Here is a 22,140-nt window from a genome sequence, read left to right on the forward strand (position 1 = left end):
GTTGCTTGACTTTCCGGGTGTTCGGGCCCTCGCCGGAACCGGTCTTCTTCCCTGCCATTCGTCAATGATCAAGTAGTACGGCGCGAATCCCGTGCAGCGACACACCCTATTATCGAAACATCTTTAATGGACGTGAACCTGCACGGCGCCTACTGGGCGGCACAGGCATGCGGCCGCGTCATGAAGCCGGGCTCGAGCATCGTCAACGTGGCGAGCATGCTCGGGCTGGTCAAGTCGGTCCTCCCTCAGGCCGCCTACGCGGCGAGCAAGGCCGGTCTCATCGGTCTCACCCGGGATCTGTCCCACCAGTGGTCACAGCGAAAAGGCATACGCGTCAACGCGATCGCGCCGGGTTTCGTCGAGACCGACCTGATTTCCGAGATGGCGTCGGATACGCTCGAGGAATTCCTCCGCGGCTGCTCGCTCGGCCGCACCGCCACGCAACGCGAGATCGACGCCGCCGTCGTGTTTCTCGCGAGCCCTGCCTCCGGATATATCACAGGGTCGACGCTCGCCGTCGACGGCGGCACCTCCGGACACTGATCTCGACGAAAAGGACGGCCGATGACGAACTCCAGCAACATCACCCGACTGCACGGTGACGGTGTCTCCCTCGTCGCCGACGTGTGGGAGCCCGAGTCCGAGAAGAAGGGGACCGTCCTGCTGTTGCATGGCGGAGGGCAGACGAGACACTCCTGGCAGCGCACGGGAGTCAGGCTCGCAAGGCACGGGTGGCGTTCCTACACGATCGACGCTCGCGGGCACGGCAACAGCGAGTGGGCCGCCGACGGCGACTACAGCAGCGATGCACATGCTCGCGACCTTCGCGTCATCGTCGATCGACTCGACGAGCCACCCGTTCTCGTGGGCGCGTCCATGGGCGGAATGGCATCGCTACTCGCCGCCGGCGACAACCCGGATCTCGCCCGAGCTCTGGTGTTGGTGGACATCACTCCGAAGGCGGAACCCGCAGGCCTGTCCAAGATCACCGGATTCATGCAGGCGGGACTGACAGGATTCGACAGCCTCCACGACGCACTCGACGCAGTGATCGAATACAACCCACACCGGAGCCGTCCACCGCGGGTGGAGGGTTTACGTAAGAACCTGCGCGAACGTGATGGCCGCTGGTACTGGCACTGGGATCCGCGGATGTTGTCGCACCGGACGAACCTACCGGAAGCTGCCGCCGAGCGCGAGGAACGCGCTCGTGCCGCAGCGCTGGCCGTCACGATTCCCACCCTGCTGATTCGCGGTGCCCAATCCGATGTCGTCAGTAGCGAGGGTGCACGTGATCTCCTGGAACTGATCCCGGGCGCTCGCTACATCGACGTGGGCGGCGCGGGGCATATGGTGGGCGGCGACGACAACGACGTGCTGAGTCGAGGCCTGGTCGAGTTCCTCGACGACGCCGTCCTGACCAGGTGACCACAACCGTGATCAGAACAGATACCATTTAGGTTTAGCCGCGCGGCAGACCCGTCGGGCGGCCCGCACCAACCCGAAAGCGAAATGATGGCCCGACCGTCGAAACCCCTCATCAGTCGCGCATCTGCCGTGGCCGCATCCATCGAGATCATCGACTCCGAGGGACTCGATGCATTCAGTTTGCCGCGTCTGGCCAAGCACCTCGGGGTTCGGGCACCCTCGCTGTACCACCATTTCTCCGACAAATCGGAGATCCTCGCGGCAGTTGCCCGCCAGATCGCCGGCGCCGGCACCATTCCACGTCGCAAGCCCGGCCCGGATTGGCCCGAGTATTTCGTGACGCTGAGCACGAACCTGCGCCGTTCGATCCTCAAGCACCGCAACGCCGCACCGATCCTTCTCCAGTATCTGCCGCGCGACCTGCTGAGCAGGCCCTACGAGGACACCGCTCGGTTCCTCGAAGCGTCCGGTGTACCGGTGCACCTGCACGTCCAGATTCTCGATGGCATGGAGCGGTTGACCCTCGGCGCCGTTCTCACCGAAGCGATGCGCAAGCCGAGTACCAAGAACACCATCTTCCCGAACGTCGATCCGGAGACGCAACCGCTGCTGGCACGAGCGCTGGCCGAGAACGAGATGACCTCCCGCCAGTTGTTCGAGGAGATGATCCGCAGCTTCCTCCACGGTGTGGTCCGCAACGACGACGTCGAGATCGAGGACGCACATGACATGAGTGTGTCCGCACGCTGAACGCTGACCCCCAGGTACGACGACACCCCCGCGGATTCGATCCGCGGGGGTGTCGTAGTCGGCGCTACTGCGCGGGAGCCGGCATGTGGACAGTCTTGATCTCGAAGAACTCTTCGAGACCCTCGATGCCGCCTTCCCGGCCCTGGCCCGATTGCTTGTAGCCGCCGAACGGCAGGGTGAAGTCCATCGTGGCCGTATTGACGCTGATGGTCCCGGTGCGGATGCGCTGCGCCACCTCGAAACCGTGGTCGATGTCCTCGGTGTACACGGCGCCCGAGAGCCCGTACACCGAGTTGTTGGCGATCGCGATCGCGTCCTCTTCGTCTTCGTAGGTGATCACCGAGATCACCGGGCCGAAGACCTCTTCCTGAGCGACCCGAGAGTCGGGAGCGACGTTGTCCAGCAAGGTCGGTGCGACGAAGAAGCCCTTCTCGAGCCCCTCCGGACGGCCACCGCCGAGAACGACTTCGGCGCCCTCCTCCTTCGCGATGTCGATGTAGCCGAGGACGCGGTCCTGCTGACGCTTGGACGCGAGCGGACCGAGGAAGTTCGTCGGCTCCCAGGGGTTTCCGATGGGAAGCGACCCGTAGGCCGCCTTCAGCACCTCGAGCACCTCGTCGTGGCGCTTACGGGAGACGAGCACACGCGTGAGTGCAATGCATGCCTGGCCCGACTGCATGCAACCGCCCATGGGCAGCGTCTGCACCACATGGTTGATGTCTGCATCGTCGAGGATGATCGCTGCGGACTTCCCGCCGAGTTCCAGCGAGACGCGTGCGATGCGCTCGCCCGCCAACGACATGATGCGCCGTCCCGCGGCGGTGCTGCCGGTGAACGTCACGTGGTCGACCTCGGGGTTGGTCACGAGAGTCTCGGATACCTCGCGATCGGCACACAGCGCGCTCACGACACCCTCGGGAATTCGGCCTTCGTCGACGAGTTCAGCGATGATGTCGGCGAACACCGACGGCGAGACCGGCGCCTCAGGAGCAGTTTTGAGTATCACGGAGCATCCGGCCGCGAGCGCCGGGGCGACCTTGAAGGCGATCGTTCCGATCGGACCGTTCCAGGGGATGATCGCGGCGACGACTCCGGTCGGTTCCTTGACGATGCGGGAGACACCTCCGGCCGCACGGGGGCGTTCCTCGAGTGTGTCGAAGTCGCGGGCCACCGCAGCAACCGCGCGGAACAGACCGCCGGTCATCTCCTGGGTCGGTCGGCTGACACTGACCGGCACGCCGACCTCGATGACTCCGATCGGGGTCAGCTCGTCCACGCGTTGTTCGAGACGATCTGCGATGGCATCGAGCACGTCGGCCCGCTCGGCCATGGTGCGCGACGCCCACTCGCCCTTGTCGAACGACCCACGCGCGGCGGCAACCGCCTTGGCAACATCCTCGGTTGTCGCGGCGCGCACGCGGGCGACCTTCTCTTCACTGAACGAGTCGACGACGTCGATCCATTCATCGCCGGTCGAGTCGACCCAGTGGCCGCCGATGAAGACTTGTTCGCGATCGGCAATCGTCGGACGAACGCCTGCCGCGGTCTCGGTAGTGGTCATGCTCGAAAGCTCCTTCGCTCAGCGGATGTTGTAGCCGGCGTCGACCGGGAAGGTGACTCCGGTGACGTAGCGGGCCTCGTCGGAGGCGAGGAATACGATGGCGTTGCTGATGTCGACGGCTTCCACCAGTTCGACGGGCATCGGATTCTTGTAGGACTCGTCGGCGGCGACTTCGGGGTGGGTGTTGATGAATTCGCCGTACTCTGCGTTCGCCACCATCGGGGTGTTCACGCCGGTCGGGTGCACTGTGTTGACCCGAATACTGTGCGGAGCCAATTGTTTCGCATACAGGCGCATCAGTCCTACCACCCCGTGCTTGGCCGCGGAGTAGCCGGCCTGACCGGGGAAGGTGTTCAGGCCGATGCTGGTGAGACCTGCCGCAGAGCTGGTGATGATGATGGATCCACCCTCGCCACGCTCGACCAGGTCGGGGACGGTCACCTCGAGTGTGTGCCACACGCCGGTGAGCATCACATCGATGGCGTCGTGCCATGCCTGTCGCTGATCGCCGGGCTCGATGACCGGCATGATGCCGGCGTTCGGCAGCACGATGTCGACCTTGCCGAACTGTGCCGTACCTGCGTCGTACGCCGCCTGAACGTCGTCGAGGTTCCGGACGTCGCCGACGGAGGTGACAATGGAGCCACCGATTTCCTTGACGAGCCGTTCGGTCTCTGCCAGATCGTCGCTGGTCGCCATCGGGTAGAACACGGTGGGGATCTGGTCGCAGATATCCATCGCGATGATGGATGCACCTTCTTCTGCGAGCCGGATGGCGTGAGACCGGCCCTGGCCGCGTGCAGCACCCGTGATGAAAGCAACTTTTCCGTCGAGCCTACCCATAGCGAATCCCCTTCTTCGGGTGCATTTTTCGAATTACAGCCACACGGCCGGCCGAACGCCGGACAGACGATCCGCCCACCCTGTGAGCTACAGCACATACCGTAGTCGCCTACAGCCATTAGGTCAACGCCGAACAGAATCTGTCGAGTGTCTCGCTCTGTTCCGTCAGAAGCTGGGCACCTCGTACCACTCGCCGACCTGGTAACAGGAGTGCTCTTCCTCCTGCTCGAACGCCATCAACCGGCACATCCGCACCGCGCCCTCGTCGTCCGGATCGATGCGAATCAAGGCGATCTGGGCGCCCTCGTCGCGCAGCGCCTCGAGCGCCCTCACCAACAATGCGGTTCCCACACCGGCGCCGCGAGCGGCCCCACTGAGCACGAGCGCCTTGACCGACGCCGCATCCAGTTCGAGGTGTGTGAACACTGCCGGATCGAACCAGACGAATCCCACATTCGATCCGGCCGAATCACCAGCGGCAACCACCCTGCCCGCCCCGAGGCGGAACTCGTCGGCGAGACGCTCACGTTGCGCAGGCACGAGCGACGCTGCGTCCAGCACCTCGTCGATCACCTTCGACACTGTCGGATCACCGAGCGGTCGTGCGTCGCCGAGAGTGACTCCCTCTGGCAACGACACCTCGTCGAGCGGGGCTGCGAACGGGCCCGACAGGTGACGGAAGAGTGTCCACAACCTGCTCACCGCCGAAATCCCGAATCGTCGCGTCAGCCGTTCGGATGCCGGGTGCGTGCTGTACGCCCAGGAACGCAGAGCCACCGCGCCGGTGCCCTCCCAGCCCCCCTCCGCGGTCGTATCCACGCCGATCTCTTCGACGAGCGTCGTCGCAATGCCACGCGATCGATAGTCGGGGTGGACGACGAACTGCGCCGTACCCAGCCCTTCGCTGTCGACCTGCAGGTGGAGATATGCCACAACCACCAGGGGCGCATCCTCGCGCGCACTCAGGTCTCTCCGCGCCTTGATCGGCAGGTGGAGAACGCGCACCCCGTCACGGTCGGTCGATGTCACATCACCCGGATGTACGCGAGAGAACCCCGCCTCTTCGTCGTACTCGGCGGCCGCGCCAACGAGCGCCAGCACCTCGTCCCGATCGCCGGGTTCCAGCTCTGAACACCACTGATACGAGATCATTCTGCCCGCTCCTCATCTGCCGGTTCGTTTCAATAAATCTAATTGCGATCGGTATGTGACCGCAATGACCGAAGCACCTCGGGCAACGCTCCCTGGGGTTTACACTTAAACCTACTTGAGTTAGATTTAGCATCATCGTCCGAACCCACAGCCTGGAGGGCCGCCATGACAGAGGTCGGAGTTCCCACCGAGGAACGCATTCGCCGCGCACTCGACCACCTGCGCAACGACACCACCGACGAGTTCGAGCACGTCACGTGGTTCGAACCCGTCGAGTTCACCGATCCGGAGATCGCCAAGCGCGAACGCGATCGCATCTTCGGCCGGGTTCCCTCGATCGTCATCCACGGCTCCGAGATCCCCAAGGCCGGTGATTTCGTCACCCTCCAACTGCCGCGGAACAACGTCATCATCGTCCGGCAGCGCGACGGCAGCGTGAAAACCCTCGTGAACCAGTGCCGTCACCGCGGCGCAATGGTCGAGAGCGAGGAGAAGGGCCGCTGCCGCCTGTTCTCGTGCCCGTACCACCGCTGGTCATACGACACCGACGGCACGCTGCGTACCATCACGCGCGACAACACGTTCGGCGAAGCCGACCGTTCCGAGCGCAACCTCGTGCAACTCCCCACCGAGGAGCGGCACGGATTCGTCTGGGTCATCGACGACGCGGACGCCACCATCGATGTCGCCGACTGGCTCGGCCCCGACATGGACTCGATCATGGGGTCCTACGGCATGGACAAGATGGTGACCACACGCATTCAACGCTTCGACGAGCCCATCAACTGGAAGCTCATGCAGGATGCCTTCCTCGACGGATACCACATCCAGTACGCACACCCGAACACCGCCGCGAAGCACATCCACACCAACGTGATGGCCTTCGAGGACTTCGGACACCACTGCCGGTTCCTGAATCTCCGCAAGACCATCGATCGGTGGATCGAGGAGGATCCCGGCGATCGCAGCCTCGCCGATCACGTGACCGAAAGCCACCTGGTGGGCCCCAACAGCACGTTGCTCAAGCAGCCCGATCATTTCCAGCTGCTCACCTTTCGTCCCCACCGGAGCGATCCGCAGCGCTGCCACATGGAGATCCGGCTGGTTGCACCCACTCTCGAGGACAGTGGTCTCGCGGAGGAACGATACAACCGAATCTGGGACAAGAACACCGAGATCCTGGTGGCAGTCCTCCAGAACGAGGACTTCCCGATTCTGCGCGGGTCGCAGATCGCTATGGACAGTGCGAGCGCCGGCAACATGCTCTTGGGCCGCAACGAAGTCGCGAACCAGGTCTTCCGCCGCGAAATCCAGAAACTCGTCAACAAGAACTGACACCCGAACATTGCAGCGGGGCGCCCACCGGAGCCCCGCCTCAGGAGGCTTACATGGAGAGCGATCTCTTCGAGAAGGACCACGAACTGTTCCGCGACTCCGTGCGAGGCTTCGTCGACAAACACGTCGTCCCGAACCTCGAAAAGTGGGACGCCGACCGGCTCATCGACCGCGAAACATGGCTCGCTGCAGGCAAACAGGGAATCCTCGGACTCAGCGTTCCCGAGGAGTACGGCGGTGCAGGCGAACTCGACTACCGGTTCCGCGTCATCATCCAGGCCGAAATCGCGCGAGTGGGCGCGTCGGCACTGCAGTCGGGCTTCTCCACCAACGACGACATCGTCCTCAACTACCTGCTCCGCCACGCCACAGACGAACAGAAGAGGCGTTGGCTGCCCGGATTCGTCACCGGGGAGACGATCGGTGCGATCGCCATGAGCGAACCCGCTGCCGGTAGCGACCTGCGGGGAATCACCACGAGCGCGGTGCAAGACGGAGACCACTGGATCATCAACGGATCCAAGACATTCATCACCAGCGGCATCCTCGCCGACCTCGTCATCGTCTTCGCGAAGACGGACCCCGACGCCGGATCGCGTGGCTTCTCACTGTTCGTCGTCGAGGAAGGCACGGCAGGCTTCACCCGTGGTCGCAAGCTCGACAAGGTCGGCCTGCATGCCCAGGACACCGCCGAACTCTTCTTCGAGAACGTGCGCGTCCCGAAGGAGAACCTGCTCGGGGAACTCGGTCAGGGCTTCGGATACCTTATGCAGAGCCTGCCGCTCGAACGGCTCGGCATCGGCATCGCCGCGCAGACATCGGCCGAGGCTGTCATGACCTGGACGCTCGAGTACGTCAAGGAACGCACCGCGTTCGGCAAGCGCATCGGCGAATTCCAGGGAATGGGCTTCGCTCTCGCGGAACTGCAGACCGCAGTGGAGGTCTCGCGCGCCTACATCGACCGGTGCGTGCGCGAGTACAACCAGGGCGCACTAACAGCGATCGACGCATCGAAAGCCAAATTGTGGGCCACTGAACTACAGGGCAAGGTGATCGACGCCGGCGTCCAGTTCCACGGTGGCTACGGCTACATGATGGAGTACCCGGTCGCGAAGGCCTTCATCGACGCCCGCATCCAACGCATCTACGGCGGCACCAACGAGATCATGAAGGAAATCATCCATCGCGATCTCATGAAGGCGTGAGCCACCGAAACCAGAAGTAGGGGGCCCGATCCTGCGATCGGGTCCCCTACTTGTCTCAGCTCAGGATTCCGGTGTGAATACCAAGGGCAACCGGACACAGCCGCGCACCGACGTGCCGTGCATGATCGGCGGATCGTTCTCGACCAGTGCATAATCCGGAATTCTCCGGTGGATCTCATCCATCGCCAGCCTCAATTCGATGCGGGCAAGGTGGGATCCGAGGCAGCGGTGCGGGCCGGCGCCGAACGACAGGTGACGGTTCGACCCGCGATCGACCACGAACGCGTCGGGATCGTCGAACTCGGAATCATCGCGGTTGGCCGAGCACAGCAGGAGCAAGAGTTGGTCGTCGGCCTTGATGTTCACCCCGGCGATCTCGACGTCACGGGTGGCGCGTCGCCCCATGCTCACCGCAGCCTCGATGCGAAGGATCTCCTCGACGGCCTCCGGTACGAGGCGTGCGTCGTCGACGAGCGCCTGGCGTTGCGTCGGATTGTTCACCAGATGCACCATCGCCCAGCCGAGCGAGCCCTGGACCGTGTGCAACCCTGCAATGAGCAGCAGGAAGAACATGCGGCGCAGTTCTTCGTCGGTGAGCAGCCGTTTCTCGCCGTCCATCGTGATCGGTGTGTTGATGATCTGCGCGGTGACGCTGTCGGGATCTTCGTGCCCGGACCGAACTCGCTCTGCGAACGCTCCGAAGTACTCGAACACCTTCGCCGCGGCGTCTGCCCTGGCGCGGGCATTCTCTTCCTCGGTGGCGCCCGGGATTCCTTGGAGCGCAGTGTCGGTCCACTCGCTGAACCGATCGGCGTCGTCGAGAGGCCACCCCATCAGGGTCAGAAACACCCGGGTCGGCAGTGCATGCGCGAACTCGGCGACGAATTCACAGCTACCGGAGCGGGCGAAGCCGTCGATCAGTTCGTTGATGATCTCGCGGATCTTCGGCTCGAGTTCCTTCATACGTGCCGGTCCGAACAGCGGTTGGAGTGCCTGTCGGTAGGCCGTGTGCTCCGGCGGGTCGATCTCGACCGGGATGAATTTGCCTTGCCCGGCATCGACAAGATTGTTCGGATAGCTCGAGAACGTCTCGGCATCTCGCAGAATCCGGAAAATCTCGTCGTAGCGTGTGACGATCCAGTGGCCCCCGTAGTGCGGGGAGTAGACGATCGGGCCGCGGGCACGAAGCTCCGCGGCCCTCTCCTGAAAGACATCCACCGGCGAGGCGAGGGACGGGTCATAGACGTCGAAGTCGACGAGTAGATCTGCGGATACTTCGTTGATGGTCACTGTGATGACACCTTTCGAACGACGGACGGCGTCCGGTGAACCGGCAATCCAGCGTTCAAGACTCCGGCGTGAACGTGATCGGAAGGCGCATGCACCCGCGGACCTGCGACGCGTGCAGAACAGGTGGATCGGATTCGACCAGGTTGTAGTCGGGAATGCGTCGGTGCAGTTCTTCGAGCGCGATCGTCAGTTCGAGCCGTGCAAGGTGCGAGCCCAGGCACCGATGTGGCCCCGCTCCGAACGACAGGTGACGATTGGGGGTTCGCTCGAGGTCGAGCGTATCCGGATCGTCGAATTCGTCGGCATCGCGGTTGGCCGAACAGAGCATGACAATGAGCTGGTCACCTTCCTTGATCTGCGCTCCGCCGAGTTCGACGTCGCGAGATGCACGGCGGCCCATGATAACTGCCGCTTCGATCCGAAGGATCTCTTCGACAGCACTCGGAATCAGTCCGTCGTCCTCGATGAGCGCCGAACGCTGATCGGGGCGGTTGACCAGATGGATGATCGCCCACGCCAGCGAACCCTGCACAGTGTGCAGACCCGCGATGAGCAAGAGGAAGAACATGCGGCTGAGCTCTTCGTCGGTGAGCAGACGTTTCCCGTCGGCGAGTTCGATCTCGGTGTGAATGAGCGTCGACGTGACATCGTCACCGGGATCGGAGCGACGTTCATCGATGATCTTCTGGAAGTACCCGAACATCTGCTGCGCGGCTTCGGCACGTGCCTGCGCAGATTCTTCCTCACTCGCACCAGGCTTACCCATCAATGCGATATCGGTGGCCTCGGTGAACATAGGTGCGTCGTCGAGCGGCCAGTCCATCAAAGCCAGAAACACGCGCGTGGGTAGCTCGTGCGCAAAAGCAGAGATGAACTCCGCCTCACCCTCACTTGCGAAATCGTCGATGAGGTCGTTGACCACTCCGCGGATCTGATCGGTGAGCGCTTTCATCCGGTTGGGAGAGAACAGTGGTTGTAGGGCCACACGGTAGGCGGTGTGCTCCGGCGGATCCAGTTCGAGCGGCAAGAATTTTCCGTCGCCCGCGTTGACGAGATTGTTCGGATAGCTCGAGAAGGTCTCCGGGCTGCGGAGCACCTCGTGAGCTTCCTTGTACCGAGTGACGATCCAGTGCCCACCGTACGCGGTCGAGTAGACGACAGGCCCCTTCGCCGCCAATTCGGCGACCCTCGCCTGCACATTGTCGACCGGATATGCGAGAGTCGGGTCGTAGATATCGAAGTCGACGACGGGAGCCTGCTGTTCGTCGGTAACGGTCATGTTGTCCACCTCGCGTGACAAATCGACTTGTGGAGAATCAGGATGATTCGAGCATCAACGCTCGTTCGGGACACACTGCGACAGCCTCCGTCGCCGCAGCGATGTGCTCATCGATCTCGAGTGTGTCGTGGAGGATGACCGGATACCCGGAGTCGTCGCAGTCGACGACGTCCGGCGAACGGCTGTAACACATTCCGTGACCGGCGCACGCCGAACGATCCACCACCAGGCGGCGAGTTCCGTGTTGGGTTTTCGTATCGTGAGTAGCCATGTCTCTCACTCTTCCTCTATCAGTACGCGATGAAGAGGATCTCGTCGCGCGAGTAGTTCATTCCCGGGTGTGACTCGGTCAGGTGCGACCGAGTCTTCTCGACCAGGTCGTCTTCGTCGGCGCCGGCGATGGCTGTGCCACAAGGGCAGTTGAGTCTTGTCTTCATTCTCATGTGCGAGCCGATCTATGTACGAAGCCGGCGACAACCGTTCACCCAGATCGTCGCCGGCTTCACCGAGCAGAGGTCTACAGAGCTCAGATGCTCACCGAAGAGCGGATCACTCTTCGCCGGTCACCATCGGCGGAGGATTGTTCCCGTCCTCCGGGAACATCATCGCGACACGGGACAGCGTGCCGCCATCGGTCGTCGGCAGTGTGACACCTGAGATGTATGCCGACTCGTCCGACACCAGGAACAACGCGGCACGGGCGTTATCCTTCAGTGACGGAGGGCGATTGAGCTTGAGCGGAATCGGCGACACGCTCGGGTCCCACGGACCGGCCGTCTCTTCGTAGGATTGACCCACCACCGGAGTACCTGCGGGGGCGAGGAAGTTCGGGGACATGCCGTGGGTCGGGGCGATCGCGTTGACCCGGATGCCGTACTTTCCCAGATCCAGGCTCAGACCCCGAACCATGCCGTTCACACCGGCTTTCGTTGCCGAGTACGCGGCGATGCTGTGGTATGCCGCGAGCGACGCCGCGGATGACGTGGCCAGGATGACACCACCCCCGTTTGCCCGCAACTCCGGCACCGCAGCCTTCGCGGTGTAGAAGACGCCCGACAGGTTCACACCGATGACATCCTGCCAGTCGGCATCGGTGAAGTCCTGGAACTCGACGTGCTCACCACCTGCGACGGAAGGAACACCACCACGCGAGACGATGCCGGCATTCGCCCACGCGATGTCCAGCTTGCCGAACGCTGCCACCGTCGCCGCCACGGCGTCGATGACCTGCTGCTCGACCCGGACGTCTGCGGTGACCGCGATCGCCGAACCGCCCTGCTTCTCGACCAACTCGACCGTGCCCTTTGCACGCTCCGGATCGATGTCGACGACGGCGATCTTGGCGCCTTCGGACGCGAACAGTTGCGATGCTTCGCGCCCCAGGCCGGATCCCGCACCGGTGATCAGCGCAACTTTACCTTCGAGTCTCATGAATACTCCTCAGCTCGAGCACGTGACAGATGGATGGAAGATGTTGGACGACAGAGACTCCCCCGCGCTATTCACTGTCGTGTGATTGAGGTTACATACATAAGACGTGATACGTCAATCATATTTTGTAAATTGACCACCGAGACCGGGGCGATCGCGATGCCCCCGCCAGGCCGATGCACACAGGGAAACCAGGAAGGACGTCGACCCGCCTACCGGCCGCAACGTTCGAGGATTTGACCGACATCGTGTCCTACATCACAGCACTTTATCTACTCTAGATAGGTTTGGCAACAGTCGAGCCATTCCCCGACGGACGGTACGACAGCATCGCGACATCATGTCGCCGACTCCCCATCCTGAGACCTTCCCGAATACCGGGCATGGTCCCGAGCGGATCGGAGATGGGCAAGCCGTGGGTCGGTGCGATCAGGGTGACATCCAGCTCCTCGAACAACTGCGCGTCGAGGCGTTCGAGGTACGGCTCTATATCGGCGTGCAGGGTCCAGTTGAACGCCAAGCCCGCAAACAGCGACACCATGTCGGGTAGATCGATGTCGTCGACCTCCTCGGCGAAATGCCCGCACTGACCCGCCTCGTGATAGTGGCTGTAGGAGAATCCGTCGCCCGTGAACAGCGTCGATGTCCCGGTATCGAATCCCCAGCGGGTCGTGACATGGTCGCGGAACACCGCCTCGACGACCTCGAACTCACTGCCTCCCAGGTCCAGGGCATCCCCCGGGTCGAGCGAGATCAGTCGATCGACGTACTGCGGGAAGACCAGATGCAGATCCGCGATGTCGCCACAAGCGACGAGTTCGGGAAAACGGTCCAGGAGCCGACCGACACCGGAAGCGTGAGGGGTCTCCGTATGAGTGAGGAACACGTAAGACGGTTCCGGGACACCGCGGGCGATCAACTCCTCGAGTTGCCCTTCGATGACCGACAGGCGTGCGGGGTGGCCTGCTTCGACGATCACGGACTTGGTGCCGCCGACCACGACGTACACCGAGTTGTAGGAATGCAGTAACTTTCCCTGGTAGCTCAGCTGATTGCATGCACCGAGCCAGAACAGTCCCGGAGCGAGCTCGCGCGGGAGGGCGACAGAATCCTTCATACGTGGTTCTCTCCAGGAGTCCGTACAGGTCGGTTCCGCCACCGTCCGGCCGCAACGCCGACCGACTCGTCCCGACTCGCCCGCCCCAGGACGCGGAACAGTTGCTCGACATGCGCGTTCACCACATCGGCACCCCGCAGCACACATCCGAATGCGGGGAAGATCGTGCGTACATCGAGGGTCGAGAACAGCTCGGTCAGGTCGGCCACGATCGCCCGGGTGTCGGCGCCGGCGAGCCACCAGTATCGCGAGTGAGTGAGCTGACGATACACATCGTCATCTGGTGCCATATCAGAGACATTTGACACCACCCACGGTCCGGAAGCGAATTCTCGTCTCCGATAAGCAAAAACGTCACTGGTGAAGAGAGTTCCCGAACCGGGGTCGTAGACCCAGCTGAACGGCAGCAACTGCAGCGGGGCTGTGAGTACCCGCAGGACACGCTCGCCGGAGGCACCAACCGCGATGTCGGATCCCGGACGCACCACCTCCACATCGAGGTCGGCCATCACGCCGTGACGGGGTGGGGTGCCGAACGGCACGTCCTGCGGTAGGAAATCCACCAACGACGCCGGATCGCCCATGTTTCCGTAGAGCACCTGGACCGGGCGGGAGGAAACGATGCTGCGGACGTTGCAGATCGAATTCATCTCGCCCATCCGCAACGGGAGAATGGAGAGCGTTCGATCCTCACCCACCGTATCGCAGAGATCGTCGAGGAGCAGTTCCCGATGGACCGTGAATCCGGTGTCGATCAACAGCGCCGCGTCGCGTTCGAGAACGACCGCACAGTTAGCGGTGGCGAAGCCGGTGTCATCGGCAGCGTGTGCACTGAGCACACCTCCTTCGAGCTCGTACGGGTACTGGAGTGCGACAACTGCGCCGTCCGTCTTCATGTTGTGCACCTCTTGTCCGTCACGATCGGTGGTCGCCGGGGGGCGAGTTCTACGGTTCATCGGCCAGGCTCGGCAGCCACGTGACGATATCCGGAAACGCGATCAACAGCGCAACCGCGCCTATCATGATGGCGCACATCGGCATTGCTCCGGCAAACACAGTCTCGAGCTTCACCTTCGCCGTGGTGGAGACCACGAACACGTTCATCCCGACCGGAGGGGTGATCAAGCCCAACTCGATCATGATGACGAACAGGATGGCGAACCACAGTCCGCTGTAGCCCATATCGACCACTACTGGGTGGACCAAAGGAACGAAGATGACCATGATCGACATCGTCTCGAGGAACATCCCGAGCGGAATCAGAGCTGCCAGGATAAGAACGACGATCAGTATCGGCGGAATCTGGAGCCCGGTGAGCCACGCGCCGAACTTCGCGGGTATCCGCGCCATCACCAGAAAGGTCGAGAACACCGACGCGCCCACCAGTAGGCTGAACGACATCGAGGTCACGGCGGCGGATTCCAACGTCGCTTCCCGCACCCGATCCCACAACCCTCGCCACCCGGTTCTGAAATTCTCCACCAGGAGCATCACCAGCGCGAGCAGCGCACCGATCGCCGCCGATTCTGTCACCGTGAACAAACCGGTGAAGATGCCGACGAAGATGGCGACGAAGATCATCCCGATCCAGACGACCGAACGTGTCAATTGCCCACGGGTGAAGTGCGCGTTCTCGTTGCTGCCGGAATCTCCGGAATCCTCCGACGGGACGGGCCTCGGCGCGACCACCACATTCGAAGAACCGTTTGTACGCAGCGCCGTACCGGATTCCGAGACCGACACACCTCCTGAGGCCAACGCAAGTTCTTCTGCCAGAGCAACCTGCGGCTCTGACGATACTCTGCGGGCGCGGACGAATACGTAGAGTGCCATGAGGCACGCGAGCATGACACCGGGAATGATGCCGGCGGTCAGCAACTTCGCGACCGATTCTCCCGAGAGAACCGCATAGATGACCAGGGCGGAACTCGGCGGGATGAGAATACCCAATGTCCCCGCTCCCGCGACGATCCCGGCAGCAAAGCCCGCTGGATATCCGTATCGACGCATCTCACCGACCGAGGTCCGACCGATACTCGCGGCCGTGCCGATACTCGATCCCGACACTGCCGCAAAGCCTGCACATGCAGCGACAGTCGCGATTCCCATGCCACCCGGTAGTGACCGCAGCGCGTTGCTTCCGACGCGATAGACACGTTCGGCCAATCCGCCGTGCAGAGCCAACATGCCGAGCAGAACATACATCGGGATCACCGCAAGAGTGAAGCTCGACGTCGAGTTGTACGGTGCACTCGCCAGCACAGACGTTCCGGCATCCGTGCCGCGCAGGAGAACGATGCCGATCACTCCCGCACCGCCCAACGCCAGGAAGATCGGTGTCTCGATCGCGAGAAGCACGAAGAACAGCACCAATACGAGCGAAACGACCATCATGACGGTCATGACTTTCCTTCCTCGACCGTGGAACTCGCGCTGACACCGTCATCGAACTCATCCACCTGCAACGCGCTACGAGCCGGGCTCGGCACACCCAGGGCGATGACCCTTTCGAGAACCGCTTGAAGCAGCACCAGACACAGGATCGTGAACCCTATCGAGATCATGATGCGCATCGGCCACGTCGGAAACTTCACGAGTCCGGCCATGTATTCGTGTCCACTCACCGACGACCCGAGCGATCCATAGCTCGCCCACGTGAACCAGCACGTGACGATCAGAGCGAACGCCATGGCCACCAACCGAACGACGTTCGCCGAGCGAGCTCCGAGCCGGTCGGTCAAGAGGGTGACGCGGACCGCCGTGCCCGATCTTTCGGCATACGGCAATCCGAGGAACACCACACACACCACGAGCATGACGACGACTTCGAAAGCACCGACCAATGATCGGCCGGTTATCGTCCGGAATGCAAGGTCGAGAATGATCACCACCATGATCGCCATGGTGCACAGCGCTGCAATGTAAGCCAGTACTCGCGATATCCGTTTCATCACGGTGTCCAGACGGACCATGGACTCTTTCCCTTCGACCGAACTCGGGTTGCGGGTGCTACCGAGTGCACACTGGCTACCGTTGACAACGCCGGTCGCCCCTCTCAGATCTCGCGAATGCCGGAACTCATCCCCACTTCCGTGGATCCGCGAACGCACGCGCCATCCAGTGGTGAAAGTGCTGGTTGGCAATCTCGTTGCGCCCGAAGTAGAGCGGACCGATATCGGTGTTCGAAACAGCCTTCTGCAACCCGTCATTGACCACGAGGTCCTCGTCGCGAAGCACAGCCATGAGAATGGCCCAGTTCTTGTCCCAGCGCGCCTTCTGTTCGTCCGTCACGGCAGGTTCGCGGGTGAGGAGGCGCATCTGCATGCGAGTTCCGACCGCAGTGCCGGGAGCGGGGACGAAGTTGAGCACCTCCAGGTGGTCCGGTTGGCGCAGCACCGTCATGTTCGGCATCAGGAAGTGCGCAACAGTGATGTGCCGGTCGATCGGGGCATCCGCGGGTGATCCTCCCCGAACAGTGTCGATGCTCTTGCGCGCAGTCACCATTCGGCCGTGCCGTCCCATCGGCTGCCAGAACTGTGCATTGTTGTAGAAGTAGGGAGCGACGGTTCCGGCGTGGGTCGAGGTGATGTGGTAGCCGTCGAGGAAAGCATCCATCAGGACCTTCCAGTTGATGTCCACATCGAAAGTCCCGACGGTATAACAGGTATACCGGTCCATCTCCATGGCGGCGAGAGAGTCGTCGAAATCATGTCCGAGCCACTCTGCGATGTCGATCTTGCGGTCATCTGCTGCCGAATCGATGACCCAGACGAAGCCGTGCCGCTCCTCGACCGGCACCTCCAGCAGACTCATGCAGTTGCGGTCGACCGTTCCGAACGTGGGTTCGTCCGCGATGGACCGGAGACTACCATCTGCCCCATACGCCCAGCCGTGGTAGCGGCACGAGAAGATCCGCTTCGTGCCCTTCTCCTCGGGGACGAGCCTGCCTCCTCGGTGTCGACAGGTGTTGACGAAGCCTCGCACTTCCCCATCCGGTTGCCGAACGAGGACAACCTCATTGTTGGGTAACCGGACGGTCAGAAAGTCGTTCCTGTCGGGCAGTTCGGTACTGTGCGCCGCAATGATGGGCACGTATCCGAACAGTTCCTTGCGCTCACGGGCTGCGAGTTCCGGATCGGTGTAGATCCGTGGGTCGATCTCGAGGATGTCCGGTGCCATGTCGGTGGTGCCGTTGTCGAGATGATCGAACATCGCCCGGGCAAACCCGGTCTTCGTCTCCTCGTCATAGGGCAGATCCGTGTAGAGCATCGTGTTCACTCCTTCGCGGCGCCCCTGCGGGCACCGCAACATCGTCGCTACAACTGCAGGCTCTTGATTTCGGTGAACTCCTCGAGGCCGAACGCCCCGCCCTCGCGCCCGTGGCCGGACTGCTTGAATCCGCCGAACGGTGCAGCACCGTTGAACTTTCCACCGTTCACTTCGATCTGGGTAGCGCGCAATTTGCGCGCAACCGCTTTCGCACGCGCGGAGTCTGACGACCACACAGCACCGGCGATGCCGAAGATCGTCCCGTTGGCGATCTCGACGGCCTGCTCGGGCGTGTCGTACGCAATGATCGACAGCACCGGACCGAAGATCTCTTCCTGTGCGATCGTGCTGTCCGGGTCGACCTCGGAGAACACGGTCGGTTCGACGAAGAAGCCGGTGCGCGCCGGTGCGTCGACCGAGCCGACGACAAGCTTCGCACCTTCCTTGATGCCGGAACGGATATAGTCGAGGACCCGGTCGCGCTGGGCTGCAGTTACCATCGGACCGAGCTTCGTATCGTTCTCGGCCGGGTCGCCCGGCGCGTAGGCAGCGACCGCCGCCGCCGCAAGCTTCTCGGCCTCTGCAAGGCGAGAGCGTGGAACCACCATACGGGTCTGCGCATTGCAGGACTGTCCGCCGTTCATGTATGCCGCACGCACGGTGTGCGGCACCGCCTTCGCGAACTCTTCGTCGCTCAAGTCGTCGAGCAGCACCGCGGCGCTCTTCCCGCCCAGCTCGACCGACACACGCTTCACGGTCCCGGCAGCCAGCTCCAGCACTCGCTTACCGACCGAATTCGATCCGGTGAAGCTGACCATGTCGATATCCGGATGGACGGCGATGGCCTCGCCGACGATCGGTCCATACCCGTGAACCAAGTTGAATACGCCTGCTGGAATTCCCACCGCATCAACCGCTTCCGCCACAGCATGGGCAGTGAACGGGGCAACTTCGCTGGCCTTGACGACCACAGTGCACCCGGTCACGAGCGCGGCACCGATCTTGGCAGTGATCTGGTGCAACGGGTAGTTCCACGGAGTGATGCATCCGATGACACCGACCGGTTCACGGACGATCAGCGAATTGCGAAGTGGCTCCTCCCAGGGAAAGTCATCTGCAGCGGTGACCGCCTCACGTAAATCCACGATGCCCAACCCGACCTGCGCCCACCGGGCGAGCCTGCGCGGGGTGCCGACTTCGGCAACGACGATGTCGGTGATCTCGTCCTGTCGTCGCTCCAGTTCGTCGGCCAAACGCGACACGAAATCAGCGCGCACGCGCGGTTCGAGTTGCGACCACTTCTCCAATGCGCGTCTCGCAGCAGTTACCGCACGATCGACGTCCGCCGCAGATCCGGCGGGGACGTCACCGATCCGTTCCTCGGTGGTCGGGTTGACCACGTCGACACGATCGCGGCTCTCAGAGGAAGTCCATCTGCCATCCACATATAGGTCATTGTTCACGTTCGGTCACTCCGCATCATTTGGTGGAACTGGGTTGTGGATCGATCTCCGTCAAGGACGGGGCGTGCCCGGTCCGCCGATACATGTCTGGACGCCATTCACCGGCCCGCCGGCGTCACCTACGTTCTGATCGACCAGTTCCCGGAATCGCGCAATCATCGCGTCGGGATCCCCGATAGCCCCGGCCGCACCGGCCTTCCAATTGTCTTCGGTCGCCTTCCTGGCCGCAGCGACCCACGACTCGGCTTCTTCATCGGTACCGATAGTGGAGACCGTGGCGCCTTCATCACGAAGGACCTCGCAGACACGCTCGTTCTCTGGGGCGAGGTAGTCGCTGTACCATGCCGCGACAACGGTGTCGCTCGCCTTGTCGACGGCCGCTCGCTCATCCTCGGACAGATTCTCGTAGACGTCCGCGTTCATGGTGAACGACGCAATGATGTTCGAGCCCACGTACTCACCGATGGCTCCGTAGTACGGTGCTACCTCGAACAGACTGCCCTCCAACGCACCGTCCAAAGTGGTGACGGTTCCGTCGATCACGCCGCGCTGGATGCTCTCGTATTGTTCGGTCTGGGGCATAGCCACCGGTGCCACACCCAAGGGTTCCGCGATCTTCGGCCACACACCCGGGGTTCGCAGACTGAGATTTCGCAAGTCTGCAAGAGTGTCGACCTGCCGTGACGTCGCTACGATGAGCGGGTTCAAAGCAGTGAAGAACAGCAGCTTCTGATTCTGGTTCGCGTACTCCGACTGAATCTCCTCGCTCTCGTCTGCGAGCGCGTTGACAGCCTTGGTGACCGCTGCGACATCTGCGCTCGCAAAACCGACTTCACCCACGGTGGTCAATGGAAACTTGGCCGGCTCCCATGCGGGAGAACTCTGTCCCGAATCCGCACGTCCCGAGCCGATACATTCCACTGCATCGCCTTCGGGACACAACGCACTGTCGTAGTTGAATTCGAAGGTGATCCCGTTATCGGTGGCGGTCTCGATCTCCTCCGCCCACCCCTTCATCACCATCGACAGCGAATGGCCTTCCGACCGTGGCACACTGACCGTCAGAACTTTGGTGTCATCGCTGACCGCCCCTGAACAGCCGGTGGCAACCAATCCGAGCGCACCGAGCACAGCAATCGTGCCCAGGCGTGACATGTGTGTGGTGGAAATCTTCACGGCATCCCTTTCCGAGGTGCATCAATGAATAATCGAGTCGCGCACGGACGTCCCGCAACGACGACTCGGACCGGCTACGAACCGATGAAATCCTCCAGACTCCGGTCGCTCACCGGCGCGGTGACCAGCCCCATCACGCCGGACAGGAATCCGCGGATCGTGACAACGAAGAGCTCCCGCGACGACCACGTGTTGGCAGCCAATGCACGAGTGAGCGTCGGATGCCTTCGCGCATCGACATTCGGAAAAACTTCCCTACTGTCGACCGGTCCACGCATCAGATCTGTCAGAGTAGTTGCGAGGGAGATTTTCTCGAGACCATCCAATATCACCACATGCAGGTTCGCCGGTACACCCCCGTCGTCGAGGATGCGTGCGCACTTCTCATACGTACCCGCGAGGACATCACGCGGAAGAAACTGCAGGAGCACGAGTGCCGCATTGGGATGGCGGAGAATCGCATCGCGGTAATTGAGACTGAGGTCGACGAACCAGTCCGCCCAGTCCGTTCCCACAGTATATTCGGGTACCTTCGCCTCGGTCATCAGTTCCTTCGCCACCTCCGTCATGAGCTCACGACGATCGGCGAAATGGTGGTACAGCGACGAGGTCCTCACGTTGAGCTGCTTGGCGACACGAGGAAGACTGAACGCATCCATACCCTCGGTGTCGATGATGTCGATGCTCGCAGCGATCGTCGCGCTCCGACTGATCAGCGGCTTGGACGGTCGTCCCATCATTCCCGCTTTCGGTCGAGGCTCAGATCAACGACTCGGCCGTAACAACTCCGGTGGAAGACCAGGGGTTCGGTGGTCGAGTCGGCTCCGAAATCGAGCAGGTCCGCGACCGCGATCAGATGATCGCCACCGTCGTGCTCCGCAGCGAGCACCACTTCGAACCAGGCCGCCACACCGTCGAGGATCGGCGATCCGTGCGCGGCAGGACGCCACTGCACTCCGTCGAACTTCGGTCGGCCCGTTTTCGCGAATCCGTCGCTGAGGTCCTGCTGCTCGGAAGCGAGCACGTTGATGCAGAAGGTGTCGGCGATGCGGATCGCGGGCCAGCTGGTCGAGCGCCGGCTCGGGCACAGCAAGACCTGAGGCGGGTCCAGCGACAGGGCCGAGAACGACTGGCACGTGAATCCCACCGGCTCGTCGCCTGACATTGCCGTCACTATCGTCACGCCTGAACAGAAGTGCCCCAATACATCCCGGAGTTCCCGAGTATCCACTGCCGGACGGGTGCTGTGGTCCACTTGTGTCGACATGTGTCATCCTTCCATTCGCTGGGTGCGAGGTGCACCGTGGGCGCAATCCACCGGCGCGCTGCGCATCGTCCCTCATGACACAGCTCGACCAGCGCGAAGTCCGGTACGCCGCCAGATCAGAGCAGGCGACAGGGTGGCGGTGCGGAAGACGAGCGGCTCCGACGACAGCGTCATCCGGTCATGGTCGAAACGCACGTACCGCTTCTGATCGTCACCGAGCCAGTTCGGATACAGCGACACCGCCATCTCGTGCCACACGGCAGAGTCGTCCTCGTCGACGCGGTAAGGGCCGGAGTACGCGAGGTAGCCCCCTGCGGCCTCACTCCGTTCGTTCATCTCTCCGCTGTGCACGTTGGGCGACCGATACGGAGTCCGGTCCGGTCGCATGATCTGCGCCGACATGAACCCGTCGGACGAGTAGATGATCAGGCCGCGGGCGTCGGGGCCGAGCGGGTGGTCGACCTTCCCGGTGTCGGAAGTAGTCGAGTATTCGACGAGTTCCCACGATCCCACGATCCGGTCTGCGATCGCGGTGCTCTCGAGGTCGGTCTCGGTGCTCATGTCCTGGTTCCTT

At 62.4% G+C, this 22,140-nt stretch carries 22 protein-coding genes and 1 pseudogene; 5 read left to right on the forward strand and 18 right to left on the reverse strand.

The features are described from left to right. Positions 1-120: 120 nt before the first annotated feature. From Q7514_RS23230 to Q7514_RS23240, 3 genes and pseudogenes are all read left to right on the forward strand, one after another. A pseudogene (locus Q7514_RS23230) lies at positions 121-543 on the forward strand (SDR family NAD(P)-dependent oxidoreductase); the annotation flags it as partial. Between the two features lie 21 nt (positions 544-564). Next, positions 565-1,428, forward strand: a complete 864-nt coding sequence (locus tag Q7514_RS23235) for an alpha/beta fold hydrolase (RefSeq protein ID WP_330135627.1) — start codon at positions 565-567, stop codon at positions 1,426-1,428. A gap of 87 nt (positions 1,429-1,515) precedes the next feature. Continuing rightward, positions 1,516-2,178 (forward strand): TetR family transcriptional regulator, encoded by a 663-nt coding sequence (locus tag Q7514_RS23240; RefSeq protein ID WP_330135825.1) that lies wholly within the window; start codon positions 1,516-1,518, stop codon positions 2,176-2,178. Positions 2,179-2,242: 64 nt separating this feature from the next. On the opposite strand, the gene Q7514_RS23245 is transcribed toward Q7514_RS23240, so the two are convergent. From Q7514_RS23245 to Q7514_RS23255, 3 genes are all read right to left on the reverse strand, one after another. After that, positions 2,243-3,739 (reverse strand): aldehyde dehydrogenase, encoded by a 1,497-nt coding sequence (locus Q7514_RS23245; RefSeq protein ID WP_330135628.1) that lies wholly within the window; start codon positions 3,737-3,739, stop codon positions 2,243-2,245. 18 nt (positions 3,740-3,757) lie between these two features. Further along, the gene (locus Q7514_RS23250; RefSeq protein WP_330135629.1) at positions 3,758-4,582 is read right to left on the reverse strand and encodes a mycofactocin-coupled SDR family oxidoreductase; all 825 of its coding nucleotides are present in this window, start codon (positions 4,580-4,582) and stop codon (positions 3,758-3,760) included. A 165-nt stretch (positions 4,583-4,747) separates the two neighbouring features. Then, complete coding sequence (locus Q7514_RS23255; protein ID WP_330135630.1) at positions 4,748-5,734, reverse strand: GNAT family N-acetyltransferase; 987 nt, start codon at positions 5,732-5,734, stop codon at positions 4,748-4,750. A gap of 165 nt (positions 5,735-5,899) precedes the next feature. Between Q7514_RS23255 and Q7514_RS23260 the strand changes: the two genes are divergently transcribed. Both Q7514_RS23260 and Q7514_RS23265 read left to right on the forward strand, forming a co-directional pair. Further along, positions 5,900-7,069, forward strand: a complete 1,170-nt coding sequence (locus Q7514_RS23260; protein WP_330135631.1) for an aromatic ring-hydroxylating oxygenase subunit alpha — start codon at positions 5,900-5,902, stop codon at positions 7,067-7,069. Positions 7,070-7,122: 53 nt separating this feature from the next. Next, complete coding sequence (locus Q7514_RS23265; protein ID WP_330135632.1) at positions 7,123-8,274, forward strand: acyl-CoA dehydrogenase family protein; 1,152 nt, start codon at positions 7,123-7,125, stop codon at positions 8,272-8,274. A 60-nt stretch (positions 8,275-8,334) separates the two neighbouring features. On the opposite strand, the gene Q7514_RS23270 is transcribed toward Q7514_RS23265, so the two are convergent. The 15 genes from Q7514_RS23270 to Q7514_RS23340 form a co-directional block, all read right to left on the reverse strand. Beyond that, on the reverse strand, positions 8,335-9,564 hold the full coding sequence (locus Q7514_RS23270; protein WP_330135633.1) for a cytochrome P450: 1,230 nt from the start codon (positions 9,562-9,564) through the stop codon (positions 8,335-8,337). 55 nt (positions 9,565-9,619) lie between these two features. Beyond that, positions 9,620-10,843 carry a cytochrome P450 gene (locus Q7514_RS23275; protein ID WP_330135634.1) on the reverse strand — a complete coding sequence of 408 codons (1,224 nt, stop codon included), beginning with the start codon at positions 10,841-10,843 and terminating at the stop codon, positions 9,620-9,622. A gap of 37 nt (positions 10,844-10,880) precedes the next feature. Next, a complete protein-coding gene (locus tag Q7514_RS23280; RefSeq protein ID WP_330135635.1) occupies positions 10,881-11,114 on the reverse strand; it encodes a ferredoxin in 234 nt (77 codons plus the stop codon). A gap of 19 nt (positions 11,115-11,133) precedes the next feature. Beyond that, the gene (locus tag Q7514_RS23285; protein ID WP_408016170.1) at positions 11,134-11,286 is read right to left on the reverse strand and encodes a DUF1059 domain-containing protein; all 153 of its coding nucleotides are present in this window, start codon (positions 11,284-11,286) and stop codon (positions 11,134-11,136) included. Between the two features lie 106 nt (positions 11,287-11,392). After that, positions 11,393-12,274, reverse strand: a complete 882-nt coding sequence (locus tag Q7514_RS23290) for an SDR family NAD(P)-dependent oxidoreductase (protein ID WP_330135636.1) — start codon at positions 12,272-12,274, stop codon at positions 11,393-11,395. 277 nt (positions 12,275-12,551) lie between these two features. Further along, positions 12,552-13,391: an MBL fold metallo-hydrolase gene (locus Q7514_RS23295; protein WP_330135637.1), complete on the reverse strand. Its 840-nt coding sequence runs from the start codon at positions 13,389-13,391 to the stop codon at positions 12,552-12,554. Then, positions 13,388-14,287 (reverse strand): MBL fold metallo-hydrolase, encoded by a 900-nt coding sequence (locus tag Q7514_RS23300; RefSeq protein WP_330135638.1) that lies wholly within the window; start codon positions 14,285-14,287, stop codon positions 13,388-13,390. Before Q7514_RS23300 ends, Q7514_RS23295 begins: the two co-directional genes overlap by 4 nt. Positions 14,288-14,336: 49 nt before the next feature. Beyond that, positions 14,337-15,794, reverse strand: coding sequence for a TRAP transporter large permease (locus Q7514_RS23305; RefSeq protein WP_330135639.1), 1,458 nt, complete (start codon positions 15,792-15,794; stop codon positions 14,337-14,339). Then, a complete protein-coding gene (locus tag Q7514_RS23310; RefSeq protein ID WP_330135641.1) occupies positions 15,791-16,363 on the reverse strand; it encodes a TRAP transporter small permease subunit in 573 nt (190 codons plus the stop codon). The genes Q7514_RS23305 and Q7514_RS23310 overlap by 4 nt, the downstream gene beginning before the upstream one ends. A gap of 106 nt (positions 16,364-16,469) precedes the next feature. After that, a complete protein-coding gene (locus Q7514_RS23315) occupies positions 16,470-17,660 on the reverse strand; it encodes an aromatic ring-hydroxylating oxygenase subunit alpha (protein ID WP_330135642.1) in 1,191 nt (396 codons plus the stop codon). Positions 17,661-17,707: 47 nt separating this feature from the next. Beyond that, the gene (locus Q7514_RS23320; RefSeq protein WP_330135643.1) at positions 17,708-19,123 is read right to left on the reverse strand and encodes an aldehyde dehydrogenase family protein; all 1,416 of its coding nucleotides are present in this window, start codon (positions 19,121-19,123) and stop codon (positions 17,708-17,710) included. 51 nt (positions 19,124-19,174) lie between these two features. Then, positions 19,175-20,299, reverse strand: coding sequence for a TRAP transporter substrate-binding protein DctP (dctP, locus tag Q7514_RS23325; RefSeq protein ID WP_330135644.1), 1,125 nt, complete (start codon positions 20,297-20,299; stop codon positions 19,175-19,177). Positions 20,300-20,373: 74 nt separating this feature from the next. Then, positions 20,374-21,036 carry a TetR/AcrR family transcriptional regulator gene (locus Q7514_RS23330; protein WP_330135827.1) on the reverse strand — a complete coding sequence of 221 codons (663 nt, stop codon included), beginning with the start codon at positions 21,034-21,036 and terminating at the stop codon, positions 20,374-20,376. After that, positions 21,036-21,566 (reverse strand): flavin reductase family protein, encoded by a 531-nt coding sequence (locus tag Q7514_RS23335; RefSeq protein WP_330135645.1) that lies wholly within the window; start codon positions 21,564-21,566, stop codon positions 21,036-21,038. Before Q7514_RS23335 ends, Q7514_RS23330 begins: the two co-directional genes overlap by 1 nt. A gap of 72 nt (positions 21,567-21,638) precedes the next feature. Next, positions 21,639-22,127 (reverse strand): lipocalin-like domain-containing protein, encoded by a 489-nt coding sequence (locus Q7514_RS23340; protein WP_330135646.1) that lies wholly within the window; start codon positions 22,125-22,127, stop codon positions 21,639-21,641. Positions 22,128-22,140 lie beyond the last annotated feature (13 nt).

The sequence above is a fragment of the Rhodococcus artemisiae genome, assembly GCF_036327795.1.
In the GTDB taxonomy this organism is placed as follows: Bacteria; Actinomycetota; Actinomycetes; order Mycobacteriales; family Mycobacteriaceae; genus Rhodococcus; species Rhodococcus artemisiae.

Coding starts and splice junctions, on each gene's coding strand:
- Q7514_RS23235 (WP_330135627.1), top strand. CDS start 565: ATGACGAACTCCAGCAACATCACCCGACTGCACGGTGACGGTGTCTCC.
- Q7514_RS23240 (WP_330135825.1), top strand. CDS start 1,516: ATGGCCCGACCGTCGAAACCCCTCATCAGTCGCGCATCTGCCGTGGCC.
- Q7514_RS23245 (WP_330135628.1), bottom strand. CDS start 3,739: ATGACCACTACCGAGACCGCGGCAGGCGTTCGTCCGACGATTGCCGAT.
- Q7514_RS23250 (WP_330135629.1), bottom strand. CDS start 4,582: ATGGGTAGGCTCGACGGAAAAGTTGCTTTCATCACGGGTGCTGCACGC.
- Q7514_RS23255 (WP_330135630.1), bottom strand. CDS start 5,734: ATGATCTCGTATCAGTGGTGTTCAGAGCTGGAACCCGGCGATCGGGAC.
- Q7514_RS23260 (WP_330135631.1), top strand. CDS start 5,900: ATGACAGAGGTCGGAGTTCCCACCGAGGAACGCATTCGCCGCGCACTC.
- Q7514_RS23265 (WP_330135632.1), top strand. CDS start 7,123: ATGGAGAGCGATCTCTTCGAGAAGGACCACGAACTGTTCCGCGACTCC.
- Q7514_RS23275 (WP_330135634.1), bottom strand. CDS start 10,843: ATGACCGTTACCGACGAACAGCAGGCTCCCGTCGTCGACTTCGATATC.
- Q7514_RS23280 (WP_330135635.1), bottom strand. CDS start 11,114: ATGGCTACTCACGATACGAAAACCCAACACGGAACTCGCCGCCTGGTG.
- Q7514_RS23285 (WP_408016170.1), bottom strand. CDS start 11,286: ATGAGAATGAAGACAAGACTCAACTGCCCTTGTGGCACAGCCATCGCC.
- Q7514_RS23290 (WP_330135636.1), bottom strand. CDS start 12,274: ATGAGACTCGAAGGTAAAGTTGCGCTGATCACCGGTGCGGGATCCGGC.
- Q7514_RS23295 (WP_330135637.1), bottom strand. CDS start 13,391: ATGAAGGATTCTGTCGCCCTCCCGCGCGAGCTCGCTCCGGGACTGTTC.
- Q7514_RS23300 (WP_330135638.1), bottom strand. CDS start 14,287: ATGAAGACGGACGGCGCAGTTGTCGCACTCCAGTACCCGTACGAGCTC.
- Q7514_RS23305 (WP_330135639.1), bottom strand. CDS start 15,794: ATGACCGTCATGATGGTCGTTTCGCTCGTATTGGTGCTGTTCTTCGTG.
- Q7514_RS23310 (WP_330135641.1), bottom strand. CDS start 16,363: ATGGTCCGTCTGGACACCGTGATGAAACGGATATCGCGAGTACTGGCT.
- Q7514_RS23315 (WP_330135642.1), bottom strand. CDS start 17,660: ATGCTCTACACGGATCTGCCCTATGACGAGGAGACGAAGACCGGGTTT.
- Q7514_RS23330 (WP_330135827.1), bottom strand. CDS start 21,036: ATGGGACGACCGTCCAAGCCGCTGATCAGTCGGAGCGCGACGATCGCT.
- Q7514_RS23335 (WP_330135645.1), bottom strand. CDS start 21,566: ATGTCGACACAAGTGGACCACAGCACCCGTCCGGCAGTGGATACTCGG.
- Q7514_RS23340 (WP_330135646.1), bottom strand. CDS start 22,127: ATGAGCACCGAGACCGACCTCGAGAGCACCGCGATCGCAGACCGGATC.